A 20,372-nucleotide genomic window follows, 5' to 3' on the forward strand; every position below is an offset into this window, starting at 1 on the left:
CGTCCGCGCCGCCGGTCAGGTCAGCCGGGCAGCCGCGCCGGCGGCGGGTAGACCGAGCCGTCCTGCGGGTCGAAGAGCATCAGCCCGTGCTCGCCGGCCAGCCGCTCGATGTCCAGTAGCACCTGGTCCGCGCAGGTCGGGTGCAGGTTCAGCTCGACGTGGTCGTGGGCCGCGTGCAGCGGCGCCACCGCCCACGGGCTGTTCGGGCCGGGGTGACGGTCCGGATAGGAGGCGGTGATCGCCCGGTAGAAGCTGACCACCCGCGGGTCGGGGTAGCGGTCCACGTGTCGCCCCTGCCGGCAACCGTCGACCGCTGTCCGCACGTCCTCGGGCGTCGCCCCGTCCTCCAGGGCCCACACGCTCAGATCGAAACTCACGGCGGATAGCGTGCCATCCGCCGTTCACCATGTCGAAACTGCCTCGCCGCCAGTCAACAACCGACCACCGCGGTCTCCGGTCACGACGGTCCGGTGTGGAGACTCTTGCGTCGAGTTGCGTCGATTCGCTAGCGTACGCACTGCGGTCACTGGCCGAGGTCGAGGCGCCGGCCCGTCTTCGGGTGGCGCGGTCGACGTCCGGCCCGACCGGTCCGCACCCCTCGGTTGTGCGAGCCACGCGCACTCGTCGCTGACCGGCCCCCACGGTCGTTGCCGAGACCGTGGGGGCCGATCGCGGGCCCGACCAGCCGACAATCACCGGGAACGGCTGGGTTCGCCGGCAGAAGGCGGCCGAGGTGCGAATCGGGCCGGAGCACCGCGGGGAGACGGGCTCGGTGCGGCGACGTTCCGTTCAGCGACGGTGTGCGAAGAGCGCGCGATAGTCGGAGTTGCCGCGGAACCACGCCAGGCCGGTGGGGCCGGCGGCGTAGAGCGCGGTGGCGTAGGCGTCGGCGATCGTCAGGTCGGGGCCCACCACGGTGGCGGCGACGAGGTGATCGGCCGGCTCGCCGGTGTGCGGGTCCACCACGTGCCCCCGCCGCCCGGTCACCCCGGAGGTACCGACCGCGCCGGCGGTCATCTCCAGCACCAGCGGCGCGCGCTCGGGTGCGGTCGGGTGGTGCACCGCGACCCGCCAGGGCCCGCCGTGCGGCGCACGGCCCCGGACGACGAGGTCAGCGCCGGCGAGGACGGCGTAGTCGTGGATGCCGGCGGCGCGCAGCCGCTCCGCGGCGCGTTCCACCGCCCAACCGCCGAGCAGGCCGCCCGGGTCGAAGCCGCCGGGCACCGCCCAGGCGTCGAACCATCCGTCGGTGGCCGCCCGCATCGCCGCGCAGCGGTCCACCAGATCGGCGAGCGGCGGGTACGACTCCGGGCTGATCTCGTCCCGACGTAGCCGGGAGACCAGGCTCTCCGGCCGGTTGGGGCCGTAGGTGAGGTCGATGGCGCGCAGCTCGGCGACGCTGTCCCGTAGCGCCTCGCCGACGCCCCGGCGGCCGAGCCACTCGGGAGCGTTGAGCAGCAGGGTGTACTCGGCGGTCGCGGTGCGTACGGTGTGCTGCACCGCGATCCGGCCCTCGGTGGCGGCGGCCGGGTCGACCCGGTGTCGGCGGCTGCCGAGTCGAAGGTCCGGCCGGCGGTTGCGGAACGCGGACGGGTCCGGCCAGCGGGTCCGTGGCTGCTCGTCGATGCGCATCGCATCTGCCCCCTCGCACATGGTGCCGCGGCATCGCGACCCCGTTGGTCAGCGGGCCCCCGCGACCCACTGCCCACTACGGTAGGCAGCGGAGATGACCGCCCCATGAGTCCCAGCTGAGAGGGGCCTGTGTATTCCCGCATCCCAGATTGTGGACGCGGCGTACCGGGAGGCGGGACGGCGACGTACCGTTGCCCGAACGGAACCGTTGAGCAGAGGAGTGCGGTCGTGGCGCGGATCGCGGTGGTGGCCGGAGACGGCATCGGGCCCGAGGTGGTCGCGCAGGCCCGTAAGGTCCTCGACGCGGTGCTGCCCGACGTGCAGGCCACCGAGTACGACCTCGGTGCCGCCCGCTGGCACCGTACCGGAGAGGTGCTGCCCGACTCGGTGCTGGCCGAGCTGGCCGGGCACGACGCGATCCTGCTCGGCGCGGTCGGTGACCCGACGGTTCCGCCGGGTGTGCTGGAGCGAGGGCTGCTGCTCAAGCTCCGCTTCGCCTTCGACCAGTACGTCAACCTGCGCCCGTCCCGGCTCTGGCCCGGGGTCGCCGGCCCGCTGGGCAACGTGAAGCCGGGCGAGGTCGACCTCGTGGTGGTGCGTGAGGGCACCGAGGGGCTCTACGCCGGTGCCGGTGGCTCACTGCACCGGGACACCCCCGCCGAGGTCGCCACCGAGGAGAGTCTGAACACCCGGCACGGCGTGGAGCGGGTGATCCGCGACGCGTTCGCCCGCGCCGGCCGCCGGGAGCGGCGCAAGGTCACCCTCGTGCACAAGACCAACGTGCTCACCCACGCCGGGTCGCTCTGGGCGCGTACGTTCGACGCGGTCGCCGCCGAGCACCCGGACATCGAGACCGAGTACCAGCACGTCGACGCGGCGGCCATGTTCCTGGTCACCCAGCCGCAGCGCTACGACGTGGTGGTCACCGACAACCTCTTCGGCGACATCCTCACCGACATCGCCGCTGCCGTCACCGGCGGCATCGGGCTGGCCGCCAGCGGTTGCATCAACCCCGAGGGGGCGTACCCCTCGATGTTCGAGCCGGTGCACGGCTCGGCGCCGGACATTGCCGGGCAGGGCGTCGCCGACCCGGTCGCCGCGGTGCTCTCCGCCGCGCTGCTGCTGGAGCAGCTCGGGCACACCGAGTCCGCCGCCCGGGTCAACGCGGCGGTCGCCGCCGAGCTGGCCAGCCGGGCTCCGGGCGTAACGCTGCGTACCGAAGAGGTCGGCGACCGGCTCGCCGCCAACGCCGTAGCCTGATCCCTCCCGCCCCGAGTGGCGACCGGCCCGGCGTCGGTCTGCCCGGGGCAGTCCGTCCCGCCCGACCGGCGCTACCCGCTGAACGACCGTTCGGGGTAAGTTTCTGGCACAGCCATGTCGGTGTGCGGTTCCGCATGCCGTTGTCCCGCAGGGAGGTCAGCGCGATGAGCGGTGGTGACAAGCTCGACTTCGAGATCCGTCCGAATCCCGCGCCGGTATCCGCCGCCGATCGGGCCGCCCTGCTGGCCAACCCCGGGTTCGGCCGTGTCTTCACCGACCACATGGTCACCGTCCGCTACGCCGACGGCAAGGGCTGGTACGACGCCCGGGTGGAGGCCCGTGGCCCGATCCCGATGGACCCGGCCAGCGCGGTGCTGCACTACGCGCAGGAGATCTTCGAAGGGCTCAAGGCGTACCGCACGGCCGACGGTGGCGTGACGATGTTCCGGCCGGACGCCAACGCGGCCCGCTTCGCCACCTCCGCGCAGCGGATGGCGATGCCGGTGCTGCCGCCGGAGGTGTTCGTCGACTCGCTGCACAAGCTCATCGAGATCGACCGGGAGTGGATCCCCACCGGCGAGGACGGCAGCCTCTACCTGCGGCCGTTCATGTTCGCCAGCGAGGTCTTCCTCGGCGTCCGCCCGGCCAACGAGTACCTCTACATGGTGATCGCCTCACCGGTCGGGGCGTACTTCACCGGTGGCGTCAAGCCGGTCACCGTCTGGGTCTCTCCGGACTACACCCGGGCGGCGCCGGGTGGCACCGGCGCGGCCAAGTGCGGCGGCAACTACGCCGCCTCGCTGGCGGCCCAGGCGGAGGCCATTGAGGCCGGCTGCGACCAGGTCGTCTTCCTGGACGCGGTGGAGCGCCGGTTCGTCGACGAACTCGGCGGCATGAACGTCTTCTTCGTCTACGACGACGGCACGGTGGTCACCCCACCGCTGACCGGCACGATCCTGCCGGGCATCACCCGCGACGCCGTCCTCGCGCTGGCCGGCGCGGCCGGGCACCAGGTCGAGGAGCGGCCGGTCAGCTTCGCCGACTGGCAGGCCGACGCCGCCAGCGGTCGCCTCCGCGAGGTGTTCGCCTGCGGCACCGCCGCGGTGGTCACCCCGATCGGTGGGGTCCGCTTCCCGGACGGTGAGTTCCTGATCGGCGGGGGCGAGCCCGGCCGGGTGACCATGGCCCTGCGTCAGCAGCTGGTCGACATCCAGCGGGGCAAGGCCGCCGACCCGCACGGCTGGGTGCAGCGGGTCTTCTGACCTTCGTCGCTGCGCCGGTCCGTCCACCCGGACGGGCCGGCGCAGTCGGCTCTCAGGCCGCAGCGGCCTACGCCTCGGTGGGCTCGTCGAGCAGGTGGTCGCGGAGCGCGGCGAGCTGCTCGTCGGTCACCCCGGCGTGGCGCAGGTACGCCTCGATCGAGCCGTGCCCCGCGCGCAGCTCGTCCAGGAAGATCTGCATCGCCTCGGCGGGTGAGCTCAAGAACGGCGCCGGCACGTCCACCCCGCCCGGGGTGACGGAGGCCAGCCAGGCGCTGTACCGGGCCGACGCCACACTGCTCAACGCGTAGTCCGCGGTGATGTCCGCGTCGTCGACCCCGAGCACGGCGAGGGTCAGCGCGCAGACGATGCCGGTGCGGTCCTTGCCGGCGACGCAGTGCACCACCACCGGGGCGTTGGCGGAGTCGGCGATCAGCCCGACCGCCTCGGCCAGCCCGGCGGTGCCGGTCTGGGCCAGGTCGGCGTACCGGTCCGCCAGGTACCGGGCCAGGCTCGCGCCCTCCTCGTGTGGCGTACCCGCCCAGTCGGCGTGCTCCGGGTGGATGTGCCGGTAGGTCAGCCCCTGGTACGCCGGCACCCGGCCGTCCCGCTCCACCTCGGTGGGGCGGCGCAGGTCGATGACGGTGCGGATCCCGATCGCGGCGAACGCGTCCCGGTCCTGCTCGGTGAGGCGGTGCAGCGAGTCGGAGCGGTAGAGCCGCCCCCGGCGTACGGGTCGGTCGGCGTGGCCGAGGTAGCCACCGACGTCGCGGAAGTTGAAGGTGGCGGGGAGCGAGAGCTGGGGGTTGTCCTCGGTGGTGTCCACGTTCACACCGTAACGGCCGGTGGGGCAGCGCCCCACCGGCCGTCGGGTCGAACAGTCAGCGTGCCGTGCCGGGCGGGAGCGCGCCGTACGTCTCGTCGTAGTACCCGCCCAGCTGATCCCGGTAGCTCGGGTCGCTGTGGCTGGTCTCGTCGTACTCCGGGGCGGCCTTGATCTGGTCCCGGGTCCGGTCGACGGAGACGGTGCGCTGGTCGTGGTCGACCTGGTTGACGGTGCCGGCCGGCAGCATCACCTTCTTGCCGAAGATCCAGGGCCCGGTGTCCACGACCAGGTAGCTGCCGCCCACCTCGTGGCTGGCGCTATCGATCTTGCCGATGCCACCGTCGGTGGCCTCGACCTTGTAGCCCACCAGGTCGGCGTCGGCCACGCCGGCCTGGTCGCGGTAACGCCAGGGGTCGAACGTGCCGGCCGGCGCCCCGCCGGGCACCGCACCCTGGTCGCCGCCGCGCAGCGGGTCCGGCCCGGCGTGGGTGGCGTGCGGATCGATCCTGTCCATGCCGTTCACTCCTGACTGTCACCGATCAGCTCATGTCTCCGCAGGAGCTACCCGGCCGCCGGGTGTCGGAAACGGCGACGGGCCCAGGCCGCGCCGCACGGTATCGGCCCGTCGGGGGCGTACGTGCTCAGGCCAGTGCCGCCTCGGCGTCCAGGGTGACCGCCGCGGCGTGCACCACGGCGGAGATCCGCAGGGCGTCGTGCAGCTGCTCCCGGGTGAAGCCGATGCCGCGCAGCTTCTTCTCGTGCAACTCCAGGCACACCTCGCAGCCGGCGATGGCCGACACGGCGAGGCACCAGAGCTCGAAGTCGCCCTTGTCCACCCCCGGCCTCGCGATGATCTGCATCCGCAGTCGGGCCGGCATCGAGGCGTACTGCTCGTCGCCGATGAGATGCTTGGCCCGGTAGTAGATGGTGTTCATCGCCATGATCGCCGCGGCGCCCTTGGCCGCCTCGACCCCCTCCGGCCCGAGGTGCCCGAGCGCCTCGGCCGCGATCTCCCGCAGCACCACCGGGTTGCGGGCGGTCACCGCACAGGCCAGCGCGGTGCCCCAGGTCTGCGCCGGGGTCAGCGTCGAGGTGCCGATGGTGGAGCTGAGGTTGAGCCTGATGTCCTTGGCGTACCCGGGCAGGGCTGCCGTGATCGCGTCCAGGCCCACGGTCAGACCCCGGCGATGGCGGGGGTCTCGTCGGCGATCTCCGTCGGGCTGATGGAGACGAAGTCCATCGGCCCGACGAAGACCACACGCCACTTGCCCTCGTGGGACGTGTGGTCGATCGTCTTGGGCGCGTTGTTGGCGTCCAGCGATACGCAGGCGGTGAGCCGGTGCTCAGGTAAGCGGTCACTGACGGTGAGCACAGGTCCTCCTTGCAGATGGCGCGGTGGCCATCATCGGATCCGTTCCAGATGCTTCCGCATGCCTGTTTCTGCCGATGAGCGGCCTGGTGGCTTGTGAAGCCGATCACGAGCGGCGGTTCGGGGCGAACGAACCCTCCGTCACCGTCCCGCTATGTGGATTGTCCCTCCCAAATCCGGGTGAGGGGTGGCAGAGTGACGAGCGTGACCAGCACCGTCCTGATTATTGCGACCTAGCGCGCCGGCCCTCCCCTCTGCCGAGCGCGCAGACCTCCCGCATCCGCGGGAGGTCTTTTTGTTGCTCCGAGAAAGGATCCTGATGACGTTCCAGGTCTTCGACACCACGTTGCGCGACGGCGCCCAGCGCGAGGGGCTCACCTACTCGGTGGTCGACAAGCTGGCCGTGGCCCGGCTGCTCGACGAGTTCGGCGTCGGCTTCATCGAGGGCGGCTGGCCGGGCGCGGTGCCCAAGGACACCGAGTTCTTCCGCCGCGCCCGCACCGAGCTGGACCTGCGGCACGCCGTACTCGTCGCCTTCGGCGCCACCCGCAAAGCCGGCGTGCCGGTCGCGGACGACCCCCAGGTGCGCGCCCTGCTGGACGCGCAGACCCCGGCGGTGGCCCTGGTCGCCAAGGCTGACACCCGGCACGTCGAGCGCGCGCTGCGCACCACCGGCGCGGAGAACCTGGCGATGATCCACGACACCGTCAGCCACCTCGTCCGCGAGGGTCGGCGGGTCTTCGTCGACGGGGAACACTTCTTCGACGGCTACCGGCACGACCCCGCGTACGGCGCGGCGGTGGTGCAGACCGCGCTCGCCGCCGGCGCCGAGCGGATGGTGCTCTGCGACACCAACGGCGGCATGCTGCCGTCCCAGGTGAGCGCCGTGATCCTCGACCTGACCGACAGGCTGGGGATCGACGCCGGGCTGCTCGGCATGCACGCCCAGAACGACACCGCCTGCGCGGTGGCCAACACGATCGCCGCCGTGGAGGCGGGCGTCCGTCACGTGCAGGGCACCGCCAACGGGTACGGCGAGCGCCCGGGCAACGCCGACATCTTCGCGGTCGTCGCCAACCTCCAACTCAAGCTCGGGATGCCCGTCCTACCGGAGGGCTGCCTGGCGCAGATGGTGCGGGTCTCGCACGCCATCGCCGAGATCGCCAACATCGCCCCCGACACCCACCAGGCGTACGCCGGGGCCGCTGCCTTCGCCCACAAGGCGGGGTTGCACGCGAGCGCGATCAAGGTCGACCCGTTGCTCTACAACCACGTGGACCCGTCGGTGGTGGGCAACGACATGCGGATCCTGGTCACCGAGATGGCCGGTCGGGCCAGCGTCGAGCTCAAGAGTCGCGAGCTCGGCCTGGACCTGGCCGCCAGCCCGGACGCCCTGACCCGGGTCACCAAGCGGGTCAAGGAGTTGGAGGCGGGTGGCTGGTCCTTCGAGGCGGCCGATGCCTCCTTCGAGTTGCTGGTCCGCTCCGAGCTGCCGGAGGGCAGCCCGGCCCGACCGTTCACCCTGGAGTCGTACCGGGTGTTGGTCGAGCACCGCGAGGACGGCGCGGTGGTCTCCGAGGCGACCGTCAAGATCCGGGTACGCGGTGAGCGGGTCATCGCCACCGCCGAGGGCAACGGCCCGGTCAACGCGCTCGACGAGGCGCTGCGGGTGGGGTTGACGCGGCACTACCCGCAGCTGCGCGACTTCGAGTTGGCCGACTACAAGGTGCGCATCCTGGAGGGCAGCCACGGCACCGGCGCGGTGACCCGGGTCCTGCTGGAGACCTCCGACGGCAGCGGCCGGGACTGGACGACGGTCGGCGTCCACCCCAACGTGGTCGAGGCCAGCTGGCACGCCCTGGTAGACGCCCTCACCTACGGCCTAGCCCCCACCTCCGTCTAACCCGCTGCCTCCCCACCCCCCACCCCCCACCCCCCACCCCACCCCCGCCCCCACCCCCCCGGCGTCGATCATGGAGTTGTGGTGGCGCGCGTACCGGGCTTCGGTGCCCAAAACGCCCACCAGAAGTCCATGATCGACCGGGGCGGGGTGGGGCGGGGTGGGGCGGGGGTGGGGGTGGGGGGTTAGGGGGTGGGGGTGGGGGGTTAGGGGGTGGGGAGGGTGAGGGTGGCTTGGACGGGGCGGTGGTCGCTGCCGGGTAGGGCGAGCACCCGTACTGAGTGGACCGCTATGCGGTGGTCGACCAGGACGTGGTCGATGGCGACGGGTGGGATGAGGTCGCCGTCGTACGGACCCCAGGTGCCGGTCAGCCCCTGTCCGGTGGCGTCGGCGGCGTCGACGTAACCGGTGCGCAGCAGGGCCCGTAGTGGACTGTGGTCGAGGGTCGCGTTGAAGTCCCCGGCGAGGATCCGCAGGCCACCATCGGGGGTGGCCGGTGGTTGGGCGGTCAGGTCGGCACGCCAGGCGCCCACCTGGTCCAGCGCGTACGGCGCCGAGGGGTGGACCGACTCGACGCGGACCGGGGGCCCGCCGGGGACGGACACCGTCGCGTACGCCTGGGTGAAGCCCCAGCCGTCGAGGTTGCGCCGGACGCCGACGTCGGTGATCGGCCACCGCGAGTAGAGCCCGGAGCCGGGGGTGCCGATCTCGGGGTTGAGCTGCCGGTGCGGCAGCAGCGTGTCGAGGCCGAGCCGATCCAGGGCGGCCTGCGCGTCCGGCGTGAACTCCTGCACGGTGAGCACGTCCACGTCGTGCCGCCGGACCAGCTCCGCCAGCGTCCGCGCGTCGCCCGCGCCGGCGAGCAGGTTGGCGGTGAGCAGCCGCACGGTCGGCCCGGCCGCCGCCGGCTGCGGGTTGGCCAGCGCCCGAGGGGCGACGGTGCCGAGCAACGCCACCGCCGCCAGGGCCGCGAGCGCCGCCGGCCACCAGCGCCGCAGGGCGAGCGCGAGGGCCAGGACCAGCACGCTGACGCCCGCGACGTACGGCGTGAAGGCGAGCGCCTGCACCAACGGCCCCCGGTCCAGGCCGAGCAGTCGGGCGGCCGCCCAGAGGGCGGTGGGTACGACGGCAAGCCAGCAGAGCACCGTGCCGAGCCGAGCGTTCCGGTGCGCGGGCGATGCGTCGACGATCACGACGATGATCCTAGTCGGGCCCGGCGAAGCCATTTCATGAATGGTGGAGCGCTCACATTTCACAATTATCTGACAGCTGGTTTACACCCCGAAAAAGCGAGATCAACTATTGACTGGCGGCTTTTTCCGGTGCTACGTTCCATCTGGCTTAAACGACGCAACTCTGAGTAGTAATCCCAGCTCAGAGGGGATGTGGATTGCTAAGAAATCAATCTCGTCAGGTGTCGTCGTCCGCCTATTTATATGGGCAGTCATCCGTCCCGCCCCGCGGGTCGGCCGAATTCGCACGGTCACACAAGGGGGACCTGTCATGAGCACATCCTTCCGACGTAAGGTGGCGGCGGTAACGTTCGCTGTCCTGGGGCTCAGTCTCGCTGGCGGGGGCATCGCTATCGCCCAGCCGCAGGCGTTGGCGCCGCAGGAAACGGTTCAGCCGGCGCGCGGCACGAACTCCCAGCCGCCGGTCAGCGCCGAGTCGGCACGCATCGCGAAAGCCGCGCTGAAGGCGAGTGCGGCCACCCCACTGGTGGCCACCAATGTCTTCACCGTCGTCAACTCCAACGGCACCAAGGCTCGCGGCGGGGGCACCGTGGTCAAGTACGGCGTCGGCCAGTACGAGGTGATCTTCGGTCACACCGTGTCGGCTGGTGCCTTCCTGGCCACCATTTCCCGCTCCGACGCCTGCTGCATCCCGCCGGGTGGCGAGGTCTCCGTCGCCCCGCGGCTGCAGACACCCAACGGGGTCTTCGTGCAGACCCGCAACTCGGCCGGGACCCCGTCCGACCTGGGCTTCACCCTGCTCACCCACACACCCTGACCGAACCGACACCCGGCCCCCGTCGCCTCCGGCGCGGGGGCCGGACCCCGTCCGCTCAGCGCGCTGGCCCTCCGGCCGCTACCTCGGCCAACCCGGCCGGGTAATTGATCCACTCGGCTTTCGGTAAGTCGGGGTGTCCTGAGTATGCGGACGCCCCGACTTCCGTAAACCCGAGTGGATCAGCGCGGTCGACGGGCGCCGCCGCGAGGTAGGCGGGCCGCGAGGGCCGTCCTCGACCGGTTCGTACCCGGTAGGCCGCTCCATGGCCGGTCACTCGCCGGTTGTCCGCCCCTCGGACGGCTCGCGACAGTCGTCACCCTTCCGCGCGGCTCATCCCCATTCCGGCCACTCCGGGCCGGTCCGGGCCGGACAATCCCACGTTTGCCGAGCCTGTGCCCGGGAAGCAAGCACCGTGACGGACATCTCGGACACCCTGGCCAGCATGCCCAGCCCGGTCGATCCGGAGCCGACCGGCATCGAGCTGGAACAGACCCTCTTCGAGGTCAAACGCGTGATCGTCGGGCAGGATCGCCTCGTCGAACGCCTGCTCACCGCCCTGGTCGCCAACGGACACTGCCTCCTGGAGGGGGTGCCCGGCGTGGCCAAGACACTAGCCGCGCAGACCCTCGCGACAGTGGTCGGCGGCACCTTCTCCCGGATCCAGTTCACCCCGGACCTGGTGCCCTCCGACATCGTCGGCACCCGGATCTACCGGGCCTCCAAGGAGACCTTCGACATCGAGCTGGGCCCGATCATGGCCAACCTGGTGCTGGCCGACGAGATCAACCGGGCCCCGGCCAAGGTCCAGTCGGCGCTGCTGGAGGCGATGGCCGAACGGCAGGTCTCGATCGGCGGGCGCAGCTGGCCGGTCCCGGAGCCGTTCCTGGTGCTGGCCACCCAGAACCCGATCGAGTCCGAGGGGGTCTACCAGCTCCCGGAGGCGCAGCGTGACCGGTTCCTGATGAAGGTGGTGGTCGACTACCCCAGCGACGCCGATGAGCTGGCCATCCTCTACCGAATGAGCACCGACCGGCCCAGCCCTCGCCGGGTGCTCGACGCGCAACGGCTGCGGGACCTCCAGACCCGCGCCGAGCGGGTCTTCGTCCACCACGCGTTGGCCGAATACGTGGTGCGGCTGATCCTCGCCACCCGCGACCCGGGCCGGTTCGGGCTGCCGGAGATCGCCCCACTGTTGGCGTACGGGGCCAGCCCCCGGGCCACCCTGGGGCTGGTCGCGGCCGCCCGGGCACAGGCCCTGCTGCGGGGCCGGGAGTACGTGCTGCCGGAGGACGTCCGTGAGCTGGCCGTCGACGTCCTCGCCCACCGGCTGGTGCTCTCCTTCGACGCGGTGGCCGACGGGGTGTCGGCCGAGAGCGTGGTGCGACGGCTGGTCGAGGCGGTGCCGCCGCCCCGGCTGGCCACCGGGCACCCGCAGCAGACACCGGACCTGGCGGCGGCATGAGACGCGCCACCGCCGCGCCCGCCGACCCCGGCCTGGCCGAGCTGGCCCCGGACCAGCGCCTGCGCCGCCTGGAGCTGACCGTCACCCGCCGACTGAACGGCCTGCTGCACGGCCAGTACCGCGGTCTGCTGCCCGGGCCGGGCAGTGAACCGTCCGGCAGCCGCGAGTACCGGCCCGGCGAGGACGAGGTCCGGCGGATGGACTGGGCGGTGACCGCCCGGACCGCCGTGCCGCACGTCCGGCAGGTCGACGCCGACCGGGAACTGACCACCTGGTTGCTCGTCGACGGCAGCGCCAGCATGGAGTTCGGCACCGCCGAGCTGGACAAACGGGAACTGGCGGTGGCCGCCGTCGCGGCCGTCGGCTTCCTCACCGCGGGCGTCGGCAACCGCCTCGGCGCCCAGGTGCTGCGCGCCGACGGGGTACGCCGCTTCCCGGCCCGCAGCGGGCGTACCCATCTGCTGGCTCTGCTCCGCGCGCTGCTCGCCGCCCCCCGGGCCACCGCGCCCACCGACCGGCCGGGGCGCGGCCCGACGCCCCGACCGCCCGACCTTGCGGACGGACTCGACGCGCTGCACCGGATCGCCAACCGGCGTGGGCTGGTCGTGGTGGTCTCCGACTTCCTCGACGGACTGCCCGACGAACCCGGCCAGGCAGCGCCCTGGGAGCGGACCCTGCGCCGGCTGGCCGTCCGGCACCAGGTGCTGGCGATCGAGGTGACCGACCCGCGTGAGCTGGAACTACCGGACGTCGGCCTGATCACGCTCGTCGATTCGGAGACCGGCCGGCACCGCGAGGTGTGCACATCGGACCGTCGGCTGCGCGAGCGGTACGCCGAGGCCGCCGCCGCCCAGCGCGAACAGGTCCACCAGGCGTTGCGCCGCAGCGGGGCCACCCACCTGCCGCTGCGCACCGACGGGGACTGGAGTTCGGACATCGTCCGGCACGTGCACGCCCAGCGTCGGCTGGCCGCCGCGCCGGTCGGCCAGCCCCGGGGAGGTGCCGCGTGATCTGGCAGTCGCCGCTGCGACTCTGGCTGCTGCTCGGCGTGCTCGCTCTGGTCGTCGCGTACCTGGTGCTGCAGCGCCGACGCAGCCGGTACGCGGTCCGCTTCACCAACCTGCGACTGCTGGACCGGGTGGCGCCGGAGCGGCCGGCCTGGCGTCGGCACGTACCGGCCGGGCTCTTCCTGGCCATGCTGGCGCTGCTCGTGGTCGGCTTCGCCCGGCCGACCGCCGAGGTCCGGGTGCCCCGGGAACGGGCCACCGTGATGGTGGCGGTGGACGTCTCCACGTCGATGCTCGCCACCGACGTCGAACCGGACCGGTTGGCCGCGGCGAAGGAGGCCGCCCGGCGCTTCGTCGAGGGCCTGCCCGACGAGTTCAACGTGGGTCTCGTCGCGTTCGCGGGCAGCGCCGCCGTGCTGGTGCCCCCGGGCACCGACCGGGAGGCCCTCGACGAGGGGATCGACCGGCTCGCCGAGGGCATCACCGGGGTGCAGGGCACCGCGATCGGCGAGGCCATCAACACCTCACTCGGCGCGGTCAAGAGCCTGGACAGCGAGGCCGCGAAGGAGACCCCACCGGCCCGGATCATCCTGCTCTCCGACGGCGCCAACACCTCCGGGATGGACCCGATGGAGGCTGCGGCGGAGGCGGTGACGGCGGAGGTGCCGGTGCACTCGATCTCGTTCGGCACACCGTCCGGGTTCGTCGACCGCGGTGGACGGCCCATCCAGGTGCCGGTGGACGGACAGACCCTCAAGGCGGTCGCCGAGGAGACCGGCGGGATGTTCCACGAGGCCAGCACGACCGACGAGCTGCGCGCCGTCTACGAGGACATCGGCAGCTCGGTCGGCTACCGCACCGAGCGGCAGGACGTCTCGGCCCGGTTCATCGGCCTCGGACTGGTGTTCGCGATGGGCGCCGCCGCCGGCTCGATGCGCTGGTTCTCCCGACTGCCCTGACCGCCGCGCACAACCGACGTCGACCGTGAGGAGTACGCATGGCAGTACAGACCGGACTGGGCGAACCGCGCGGTCCCTGGTTCATCTCGCCGGAACTCGACCCGGACGGGCGCGGGTGGTGGGACGCGCCCGAGCGCGACCCGGGCGGGCGACGGCCTGGGCGGCTACTCGCCGTGCTGGCCGTGGTGGCGGTCTCGGCCGTCTCCGGTGCTCTCGCCGGCGGCGTGGTGGCCAGTCGGGACGGGGCCGGTGGCCCGGCTGCGGCGTCCGCCGCACCGGTGCCGGCCGAGCTGGTCACCGCGGCCGAGCGGACCGTACCCGGGGTGGTGTCGGTGCTGGCCGGCGGCGCGACCAGCGGGTCCGCGACCAGCGGGTCCGCGACCGGCTCCGGCTTCGCGGTGGACGACCAGCAGCACCTGATCACCAACGACCACATCCTGGCCAAGGCGGGTGGCGGGCCGGTGACTGTGGAACTGCCCGACGGCCGCCGGTTCGCCGCCGAGGTGGTCGGACGGGAGCCGCGCAGCGACCTGGCGGTACTGAAGGTGCCGGCCTCGGCCGGTCTCACCCCGCTGCCGCTGGCCAAGCCGGGCGCGACCCGGGTCGGTGAGCCGGTGCTCGCGGTGGGTTCGCCGCTCGGTCTGGCCGGAACGGTCACCGCGGGCATCGTCAGCGCGTTGGACCGTCAGGTGCGGCTCGGCAACAACCGGCACAGCGCGGTGCAGACCGACGCGTCCATCAACCCCGGCAACTCCGGGGGGCCACTGGTCAACGCCCGCGGGGAGGTGGTCGGGGTGAACACCGCCATCGCCACCATCGACGGAAACGGCTCGATCGGCATCGGGTTCGCCATCCCGATCGACCAGGTGCAGCAGACCGCCGACACAATCATCGGCAAGGGCGGCTGAGCTGCCCGAACGCCCTTACCAGGGCCACCACTGTCAGATATCCGGCCGGACGGCATCGGACCATGGAAATATTACGCTCGGTATGGATACTGGCGGAGGTGGAGCGTCCTCTTCTCACGGTCCTCCTGCTGGTGGGCCTGATCATCGGATGTGCAGTGGGGTCGGCGTACGCCCGGGCACGACGCGGGTGGAACGATTACCAGACCGTCAAGAAATCGGTGCCAGGCGCCCGCCGGGGCGCCTGGTCGCTGATCCGTGGCGTCGTCGTGAAGGCCGCGGTCATCGGGGTGCTGCTGTTCGGCGCGGTGGCGTACGCGGCGGTCGGCTCCGACGAGGAGACCGCCGGGCCGGTGCCCAGCCAGTCCCCGACGGGGAGTAAGCCTCCGCACCGATGACCCCCGGCGGCTCGTGGCGGGTTAGCCTCGGGGCGTGGACGACGGACTGCGGGTGACCGACCGGTGGGTCGTCCCCGCCGGGGAGCTACGGGAGCGCTTCTCCCGCTCGTCGGGGCCGGGCGGGCAGGGTGTGAACACCGCGGACTCCCGGGTCGAGCTGAGCTACGACGTGGCCAACTCCCCGGCCGTGCCCGAATGGCTGCGGCCACGGGCACTGGCCCGACTGGCCAACCGCCTGGTGGACGGGGTGCTGACCATCGCCGCCAGCGAGCACCGGGCCCAGCTGGCCAACCGGGAGGCGGCCCGGGCGCGGATGACCGCCCTGCTGCGGGAGGCCGCCGCGCCCCCACCGCCGGCCCGCCGAGCGACCCGCCCGTCCCGTGGGGCCAAGGAACGCCGGCTGGCCGAGAAGAAACGCCAATCCCAGCGCAAGCGGGACCGCCGCGCCGACGACGACTAGGGCCTGTCTCGTAAGAACCGGCCCTAGCCCGGGACGGCGGCGAGCAGCCGGTCGCGCAGCACCGCGGCCCGCTCGGCGAACCCGCGCTGCGCCGTCGCGTACTCCGCCCGGCCGTCCGGAGTCTCCACCCGCACCGGCGGGTAGCCGAGCGCCGCCAGGTCGTACGGGCTGGCTCGCATGTCCAGCGTGCGGATGTCCCGGGCCAGGTCGAACGCGTCGGCCACCAGCTCCGAGGAGACCAACGGCGACAACTTGTACGCCCACTTGTACAGATCCATGTTGGCGTGCAGGCAGCCCGGCTGCTCGTGTGCGTGCTGCGTCTCCCGGGTCGGGGTGAGCAGGTTCAACGGGCGGGCCGGCGGGGTGAAGAACCGGAACGCGTCGAAGTGGCTGCACCGCACGCCCCGCTCCTCGACGACCGCGGCGGTGTGCTCCGCGCTCAGCCGCAACGGCCAGGCGTTGTGCCGCAGCTCCTCCCGGGTCTGTCGATAGACCATCGCCCACTCGTGCATCCCGAAGCAGCCAAAGTGCGGCGCCCGTCCACGCGTCGCCGCCAGCAGGGAGCGGATCCAGGCGATCGACTCGCCGCGCCGCGCGCGTACCCCGTCGGTGTCGAGGGTGACCCCGGCGGTGCTGGCGCGGTAGTCGCGACCGAACTCGGCCGGATCGGCGTCACGCAGCTCGACCCCGGGCCCCGGATGCCAGCGACGCAGCTGGGCCGGGCGGTGCGAGTAGTAGGTGAACAGGAAGTCGGCCACCGGATGCCGCTCACCACGCCGTCGCCGGGCCAGGTGCGGGGTCAGCCAGACGTCCACCCGCTCCTCGTGGGCCCGCCGGCGGGCCTGCCACTGCGCCACATCGAGCACGGCGGGGGCGAGGGCGGCGGTCACCCCACCCAGGGTACGACCGCCGCCCGCGAGCCGGTCAGGGCATCTGCACCCGGACCCCGGCGGAGAACACCCCGCTGCGCAGCTCCAACTGCTGGGGCGGGTCCCGCCCGTCGACGGTGAAGACCAGCGGAAGCACCATCCGGGTGCCCGCCGCCATCGGGTCGGCGAAGACGTCCCGACCCAGGTTCGCCGTCCGGGTGGCCGACTCGTCGGTGCTCACCCAGCGTCCGCCGGGCAGGTACGCCCGTTGCAGCTCGCTGTGCCAGGGCTGGTGTTCGCCGGTGACGTTGCGCACGCCCACGGTGGCCTCGCAGCGTCGGCCGTTGGGCGGTGCGGCGCGGCCACCGTCGGACTTCGCGGCGGTGCCGGCCGCGCCGCAGGTCATCCGGTAGACGGTGAACTCGAACGCCGACTCGCGCAGCGGCACGCCCAACGATCCGTTGACCCCGGTGCCCATCCACGCGCCGCTGGTCGGCTGCTTCTGCGTGTCGATCGCCGCGACCTGCCGGGTGGCCGTCCAGCCCGCGGTGCCGACCACGGCGGCCAGCACCACGACGGCGGCGCCCACCAACATCCAGACCGGCGGGGTACGCCGACGCCGCACCGGGCTCGGAGCTGCCGGTCGCGGATAGATCGTCCCGCGGCCACCCTCGGCTCCGCCGCCGGTGGCAAGTGCGGCGGCCGTCACCCGACGCCCGCGCCGACGTCGCCACACCCAGACCAGGGCTGCGCTGATCAGCAGCAGGACCGCCAGTCCGGCGAGCAGCACCGGGTAGCGGCGCCACGGCGGCGCCTCGGTCACCTCGGCCGCCGGTGCCGGTGCCGCCTGCCAGGTGGCCGTGGCGCAGTCGTACGGCCGGCTGCCGTCGCTGGTGAACGCGCAGGTCGGCGCGGTCAGCGGCTGACCCGGCGCGGTCGCGGCGAGCGCGGTGCCCAGCGTGGTGGTGCTGTGCGCGGGCAGCCGCAACCGCCAGGTCACCTCGGTGGCCGATCCGCCGGCCGGGGTGGACCGGCCACCACCGCTGATCGCGGTCGTCGACGAGCCGGGCGGCAATTCCTGACGCACCGTGGTCTCCAGCGGCGAGTTGCTCACGTTGCGCACCTGGATCCGGTACCGCGGTGCCGGGCTGCTTTCCGTCGCGACCGCCACCGTGACCTGTTGCGGGGGCGCCGACGCCGGTGCCCGGGTCGGTGGTGCCATCGCCGGTGGTGCCGAGGGCGGGGTGGGCTCGGTCACCCGGGCGACCATCGCCACCGGTGACGCGGTGGCCGCGGGTGCTGGTGTGACAGCTGTTGGCCCTGGTGTGACAGCTGTTGGCCCTGGTGTCGCAGCCGTCGGCCCTGGTGTGGCGGCCGTCGGCCCTGCTGTGGCGGCCGGTGGTTGTGGCGTGGCCGCTGGTGGTCGTGGCGCGGCCGCCGCCTCCGGAGCCGCCGTCGGCAGGGCCGGCACGGCGGCGAGGATGCCGAGGCAGTGCACGAACACTGCGAGGGCTCTGTGGTGTCGTGTCGATGCAGGCATACGAACGAACCTCCGGAGCCGACGCTAGGGGCGAGCCGCCTCCGTGCGGGTACGAAGTCGAGAAGTCCGCCCCGGTCACCTCCAGCTCCGGTAGAGTGCCGCGCGCTGACGGGTTGAGCACACCCGACCGCCGGTCGTGGGCGGTCGGGGCACCGGCGGCGCTAGATTGGCCGGGTGCGTATCGCTCGTTTCGCCCATGCCAAGGGAATGTCGTTCGGTGCCGTCGAAGGCGAATCGGGGGCCGGGCCGGAGGGCCTGACCATCGCCGAGATCGAGGGCCACCCGTTCGGCAAACTCTCCTTCAGTGGGGCCCGATGGGCCCTCTCCGACGTTCGGCTGCTCTCGCCGATCCTGCCCAGCAAGGTCGTCTGCGTCGGTCGCAACTACGCCGACCACGCCGCCGAGCTCGGCAACGACGTGCCCAAGGAGCCGCTGCTCTTCCTCAAGCCGTCCACCTCGGTGATCGGTCCCCGGGACGCCATCCGGCTGCCGATCTTCTCCAAGCAGGTCGAGCACGAGGCGGAGCTGGCGGTGGTGATCGGGGCGCCGGGTGCGCGCCGCGCCGACCGGGCCGCCGCCGAGCGCGCCATCTTCGGCTACACCTGCGCCAACGACGTGACCGCTCGGGACCTCCAGCGCTCGGACGGGCAGTGGACCCGGGCCAAGGGCTTCGACTCGTTCTGCCCGATCGGCCCGTGGATCACCACCGGGCTCGACGTCTCCGACCTGGAGATCCGGTGTGAGGTGGGTCGCAATCCGGAGGAGATGGAGGTACGCCAACTCGGTCGGACAAAGGACATGGTCTTCGACGTGCCGGGCCTGGTGTCGTACATCTCGCACGTGATGACTCTGCTGCCCGGCGACGTCGTTCTCACCGGCACTCCGGCCGGGGTTAGCCCGCTTGTCGAGGGGGATACGGTCACCGTGCGGATCGACGGCATCGGCGAGCTCACCAACCCGGTGGTTCCCGTCGCCTGATCCGTCTGATGCCCCTGTTTCCGCAGCTCACGGGTGGTTCGGGGGGATCGGATTTGGCCTGCCGGCACCGGGAGGGTAAAGTTCACTCCCGGCGCCGCAAGGGGCCAATGGGGTATGGGGTAATTGGCAGCCCGACTGATTCTGGTTCAGTTAGTCTAGGTTCGAGTCCTGGTACCCCAGCGCTGCTGGAATTCGCGAGAATTTCCAGACGCTGGATTCTGACGGAGTTCGACTCCGCCCCTCCGGGGGCGGAGGGCGGTCTTCGGTAGAGTGCAGCTCCTCCGCCGCTGAGGTGGGGGAGCAAAAGTTGTTCTGGCCCCGTCGTCTAGCGGCCCAGGACGCCGCCCTCTCAAGGCGGTAGCGCCGGTTCGAATCCGGTCGGGGCTACACCGTGCACAGCCCGTCTCACCTGGTGAGGCGGGCTGTTTCATGTCCGCCGCCGGGCCCGTTCCGGTCCGCTGCCGGGCCCACGGGCGACCGCGTACCCCGCGCTCGTGCCCGGGTACGGTGCCGCTAGACTACATTCGCACCGCCCGCGAGGGCGGTGAACGGAAAAGTTCTGGCCCCGTCGTCTAGCGGCCCAGGACGCCGCCCTCTCAAGGCGGTAGCGCCGGTTCGAATCCGGTCGGGGCTACAACCAAAGGCTCATCTCGCTCCCGCGAGATGAGCCTTTCTCGTCCCCACCCCTCCCCCGTCCCCCGCTCCCGCTCCCGGTGATCAAGAGCTTTGCGTCACCGCCCCCGGCGTGTCGTGACGCAAAGCTCTTGATCACCGGGAGCGGGAGCGGGGGTGGGAGCGGGAGCGGGAGCGGGGGTGGGGTGGGGTGGGGGTTAGAGGCCGGACAGGCGTTGGCCGGCTCTTACTACGGCCATGGCGTGGCGTTCGCCGGGGCGGCGGCCCAGGCGCTCGATCGGGCCGGAGATGCTGACCGAGGCGATCACCCGGCCGGTGCGGTCGCGGATCGGGGCGGAGACGCTCGCCACACCGGCCTCCCGCTCGGCGACGCTCTGCGCCCAGCCGCGACGGCGTACCTCGGCGAGGGTGCGGCCGGTGAACTTGCTGCGCGGCAGCAGCGGCATCACCGCCTCCGGCGGCTCCCAGGCGAGCAGGATCTGGGCCGCTGAGCCGGCCGTCATCGGCAGCACCGAGCCGACCGGAACGGTGTCCCGTAGACCGCTGGCGCGCTCCGCCGCCGCCACGCAGATCCGCTCGTCGGCGCGGCGCAGGTAGAGCTGCGCGCTCTCACCGGTGGCGTCGCGCAGCGCGGCCAGCAGTGGCTCGGCGGCGGTCAGCAGAACGTCGGGTGCGGCGTTGGCCAGCTCGCCCAGGCGAGGGCCGGGTCGCCATCTGCCCTGGGTGTCGCGCACCAGCATCCGGTGGATCTCCAGGGCCTGGGCCAGCCGATGTGCGGTGGCTCGGGGCAGCTTGGTGCGTTCAACGAGTTCGGCCAGGCTGGCGCCGTCCACGCAGGCGGCCAGGATGACCACCGCCTTGTCGAGAACGCCGACACCGCTCATACTGTGTCCCACAAGCCGAAA

At 72.3% G+C, this 20,372-nt stretch carries 21 protein-coding genes and 3 tRNA genes; 14 read left to right on the forward strand and 10 right to left on the reverse strand.

Annotation, left to right across the window (positions count from 1 at the left end):
* Nucleotides 1–20: 20 nt before the first annotated feature.
* The gene (locus tag AC5L30_RS18830) at nt 21–377 is read right to left on the reverse strand and encodes a hypothetical protein (protein WP_124774447.1); all 357 of its coding nucleotides are present in this window, start codon (nt 375–377) and stop codon (nt 21–23) included.
* A 412-nt stretch (nt 378–789) separates the two neighbouring features.
* Nucleotides 790–1,632: an FAD:protein FMN transferase gene (locus AC5L30_RS18835; RefSeq protein ID WP_494868753.1), complete on the reverse strand. Its 843-nt coding sequence runs from the start codon at nt 1,630–1,632 to the stop codon at nt 790–792.
* Nucleotides 1,633–1,860: 228 nt separating this feature from the next.
* Between AC5L30_RS18835 and AC5L30_RS18840 the strand changes: the two genes are divergently transcribed.
* Complete coding sequence (locus AC5L30_RS18840) at nt 1,861–2,892, forward strand: 3-isopropylmalate dehydrogenase (protein ID WP_494868754.1); 1,032 nt, start codon at nt 1,861–1,863, stop codon at nt 2,890–2,892.
* Between the two features lie 164 nt (nt 2,893–3,056).
* Nucleotides 3,057–4,154 (forward strand): branched-chain amino acid aminotransferase, encoded by a 1,098-nt coding sequence (locus tag AC5L30_RS18845; protein ID WP_494868755.1) that lies wholly within the window; start codon nt 3,057–3,059, stop codon nt 4,152–4,154.
* A 67-nt stretch (nt 4,155–4,221) separates the two neighbouring features.
* On the opposite strand, the gene AC5L30_RS18850 is transcribed toward AC5L30_RS18845, so the two are convergent.
* From AC5L30_RS18850 to AC5L30_RS18865, 4 genes are all read right to left on the reverse strand, one after another.
* A complete protein-coding gene (locus tag AC5L30_RS18850; protein ID WP_494868756.1) occupies nt 4,222–4,977 on the reverse strand; it encodes a tyrosine-protein phosphatase in 756 nt (251 codons plus the stop codon).
* 55 nt (nt 4,978–5,032) lie between these two features.
* Nucleotides 5,033–5,491, reverse strand: coding sequence for a PRC-barrel domain containing protein (locus AC5L30_RS18855; RefSeq protein WP_387379675.1), 459 nt, complete (start codon nt 5,489–5,491; stop codon nt 5,033–5,035).
* Between the two features lie 127 nt (nt 5,492–5,618).
* Nucleotides 5,619–6,149, reverse strand: coding sequence for an alkylhydroperoxidase, AhpD family (gene ahpD / locus AC5L30_RS18860; protein ID WP_494868757.1), 531 nt, complete (start codon nt 6,147–6,149; stop codon nt 5,619–5,621).
* 2 nt (nt 6,150–6,151) lie between these two features.
* The gene (locus AC5L30_RS18865) at nt 6,152–6,349 is read right to left on the reverse strand and encodes a hypothetical protein (protein WP_494868759.1); all 198 of its coding nucleotides are present in this window, start codon (nt 6,347–6,349) and stop codon (nt 6,152–6,154) included.
* A gap of 316 nt (nt 6,350–6,665) precedes the next feature.
* Between AC5L30_RS18865 and cimA the strand changes: the two genes are divergently transcribed.
* Nucleotides 6,666–8,249, forward strand: a complete 1,584-nt coding sequence (gene cimA / locus AC5L30_RS18870) for a citramalate synthase (protein WP_494868761.1) — start codon at nt 6,666–6,668, stop codon at nt 8,247–8,249.
* 203 nt (nt 8,250–8,452) lie between these two features.
* Here cimA and AC5L30_RS18875 read toward each other — a convergent pair whose 3' ends face one another.
* Complete coding sequence (locus AC5L30_RS18875; protein WP_494868924.1) at nt 8,453–9,436, reverse strand: endonuclease/exonuclease/phosphatase family protein; 984 nt, start codon at nt 9,434–9,436, stop codon at nt 8,453–8,455.
* 313 nt (nt 9,437–9,749) lie between these two features.
* Here AC5L30_RS18875 and AC5L30_RS18880 point away from each other — a divergent pair, with 313 nt between their 5' ends.
* From AC5L30_RS18880 to arfB, 7 genes are all read left to right on the forward strand, one after another.
* Nucleotides 9,750–10,256 carry a hypothetical protein gene (locus AC5L30_RS18880; RefSeq protein ID WP_494868762.1) on the forward strand — a complete coding sequence of 169 codons (507 nt, stop codon included), beginning with the start codon at nt 9,750–9,752 and terminating at the stop codon, nt 10,254–10,256.
* Nucleotides 10,257–10,668: 412 nt separating this feature from the next.
* The gene (locus tag AC5L30_RS18885; RefSeq protein ID WP_494868764.1) at nt 10,669–11,718 is read left to right on the forward strand and encodes an AAA family ATPase; all 1,050 of its coding nucleotides are present in this window, start codon (nt 10,669–10,671) and stop codon (nt 11,716–11,718) included.
* The gene (locus tag AC5L30_RS18890; protein ID WP_494868766.1) at nt 11,715–12,728 is read left to right on the forward strand and encodes a DUF58 domain-containing protein; all 1,014 of its coding nucleotides are present in this window, start codon (nt 11,715–11,717) and stop codon (nt 12,726–12,728) included. Before AC5L30_RS18885 ends, AC5L30_RS18890 begins: the two co-directional genes overlap by 4 nt.
* The gene (locus AC5L30_RS18895; RefSeq protein WP_494868768.1) at nt 12,725–13,684 is read left to right on the forward strand and encodes a VWA domain-containing protein; all 960 of its coding nucleotides are present in this window, start codon (nt 12,725–12,727) and stop codon (nt 13,682–13,684) included. Before AC5L30_RS18890 ends, AC5L30_RS18895 begins: the two co-directional genes overlap by 4 nt.
* Before the next feature lie 38 nt (nt 13,685–13,722).
* Nucleotides 13,723–14,592: a S1C family serine protease gene (locus tag AC5L30_RS18900; RefSeq protein ID WP_494868770.1), complete on the forward strand. Its 870-nt coding sequence runs from the start codon at nt 13,723–13,725 to the stop codon at nt 14,590–14,592.
* A 98-nt stretch (nt 14,593–14,690) separates the two neighbouring features.
* Complete coding sequence (locus AC5L30_RS18905; protein ID WP_494868772.1) at nt 14,691–14,987, forward strand: hypothetical protein; 297 nt, start codon at nt 14,691–14,693, stop codon at nt 14,985–14,987.
* 34 nt (nt 14,988–15,021) lie between these two features.
* Nucleotides 15,022–15,447: an alternative ribosome rescue aminoacyl-tRNA hydrolase ArfB gene (gene arfB, locus AC5L30_RS18910; protein ID WP_091393146.1), complete on the forward strand. Its 426-nt coding sequence runs from the start codon at nt 15,022–15,024 to the stop codon at nt 15,445–15,447.
* Nucleotides 15,448–15,470: 23 nt separating this feature from the next.
* Here the strand turns inward: arfB and AC5L30_RS18915 are convergent, their stop codons facing one another.
* Together AC5L30_RS18915 and AC5L30_RS18920 are read right to left on the reverse strand one after the other, a co-directional pair.
* The gene (locus AC5L30_RS18915) at nt 15,471–16,337 is read right to left on the reverse strand and encodes a 3-methyladenine DNA glycosylase (protein ID WP_494868774.1); all 867 of its coding nucleotides are present in this window, start codon (nt 16,335–16,337) and stop codon (nt 15,471–15,473) included.
* 34 nt (nt 16,338–16,371) lie between these two features.
* Nucleotides 16,372–17,856 carry a hypothetical protein gene (locus AC5L30_RS18920; protein ID WP_494868776.1) on the reverse strand — a complete coding sequence of 495 codons (1,485 nt, stop codon included), beginning with the start codon at nt 17,854–17,856 and terminating at the stop codon, nt 16,372–16,374.
* 174 nt (nt 17,857–18,030) lie between these two features.
* On the opposite strand from AC5L30_RS18920, the gene AC5L30_RS18925 reads away from it, so the two are divergent.
* The 4 genes from AC5L30_RS18925 (at nt 18,031) to AC5L30_RS18940 (ending at nt 19,468) form a co-directional block, all read left to right on the forward strand.
* The gene (locus AC5L30_RS18925) at nt 18,031–18,834 is read left to right on the forward strand and encodes a fumarylacetoacetate hydrolase family protein (RefSeq protein WP_494868778.1); all 804 of its coding nucleotides are present in this window, start codon (nt 18,031–18,033) and stop codon (nt 18,832–18,834) included.
* Between the two features lie 108 nt (nt 18,835–18,942).
* A tRNA-Gln gene (locus tag AC5L30_RS18930) sits at nt 18,943–19,014 on the forward strand.
* Between the two features lie 134 nt (nt 19,015–19,148).
* Nucleotides 19,149–19,221, forward strand: a tRNA-Glu gene (locus AC5L30_RS18935).
* A gap of 174 nt (nt 19,222–19,395) precedes the next feature.
* Nucleotides 19,396–19,468 (forward strand) — tRNA-Glu (locus tag AC5L30_RS18940).
* A gap of 196 nt (nt 19,469–19,664) precedes the next feature.
* On the opposite strand, the gene AC5L30_RS18945 is transcribed toward AC5L30_RS18940, so the two are convergent.
* Nucleotides 19,665–20,351, reverse strand: a complete 687-nt coding sequence (locus tag AC5L30_RS18945) for an IclR family transcriptional regulator (protein WP_007456408.1) — start codon at nt 20,349–20,351, stop codon at nt 19,665–19,667.
* Between the last annotated feature and the right edge of the window lie 21 nt (nt 20,352–20,372).

The sequence above is a fragment of the Micromonospora sp. BQ32 genome (assembly GCF_059358895.1).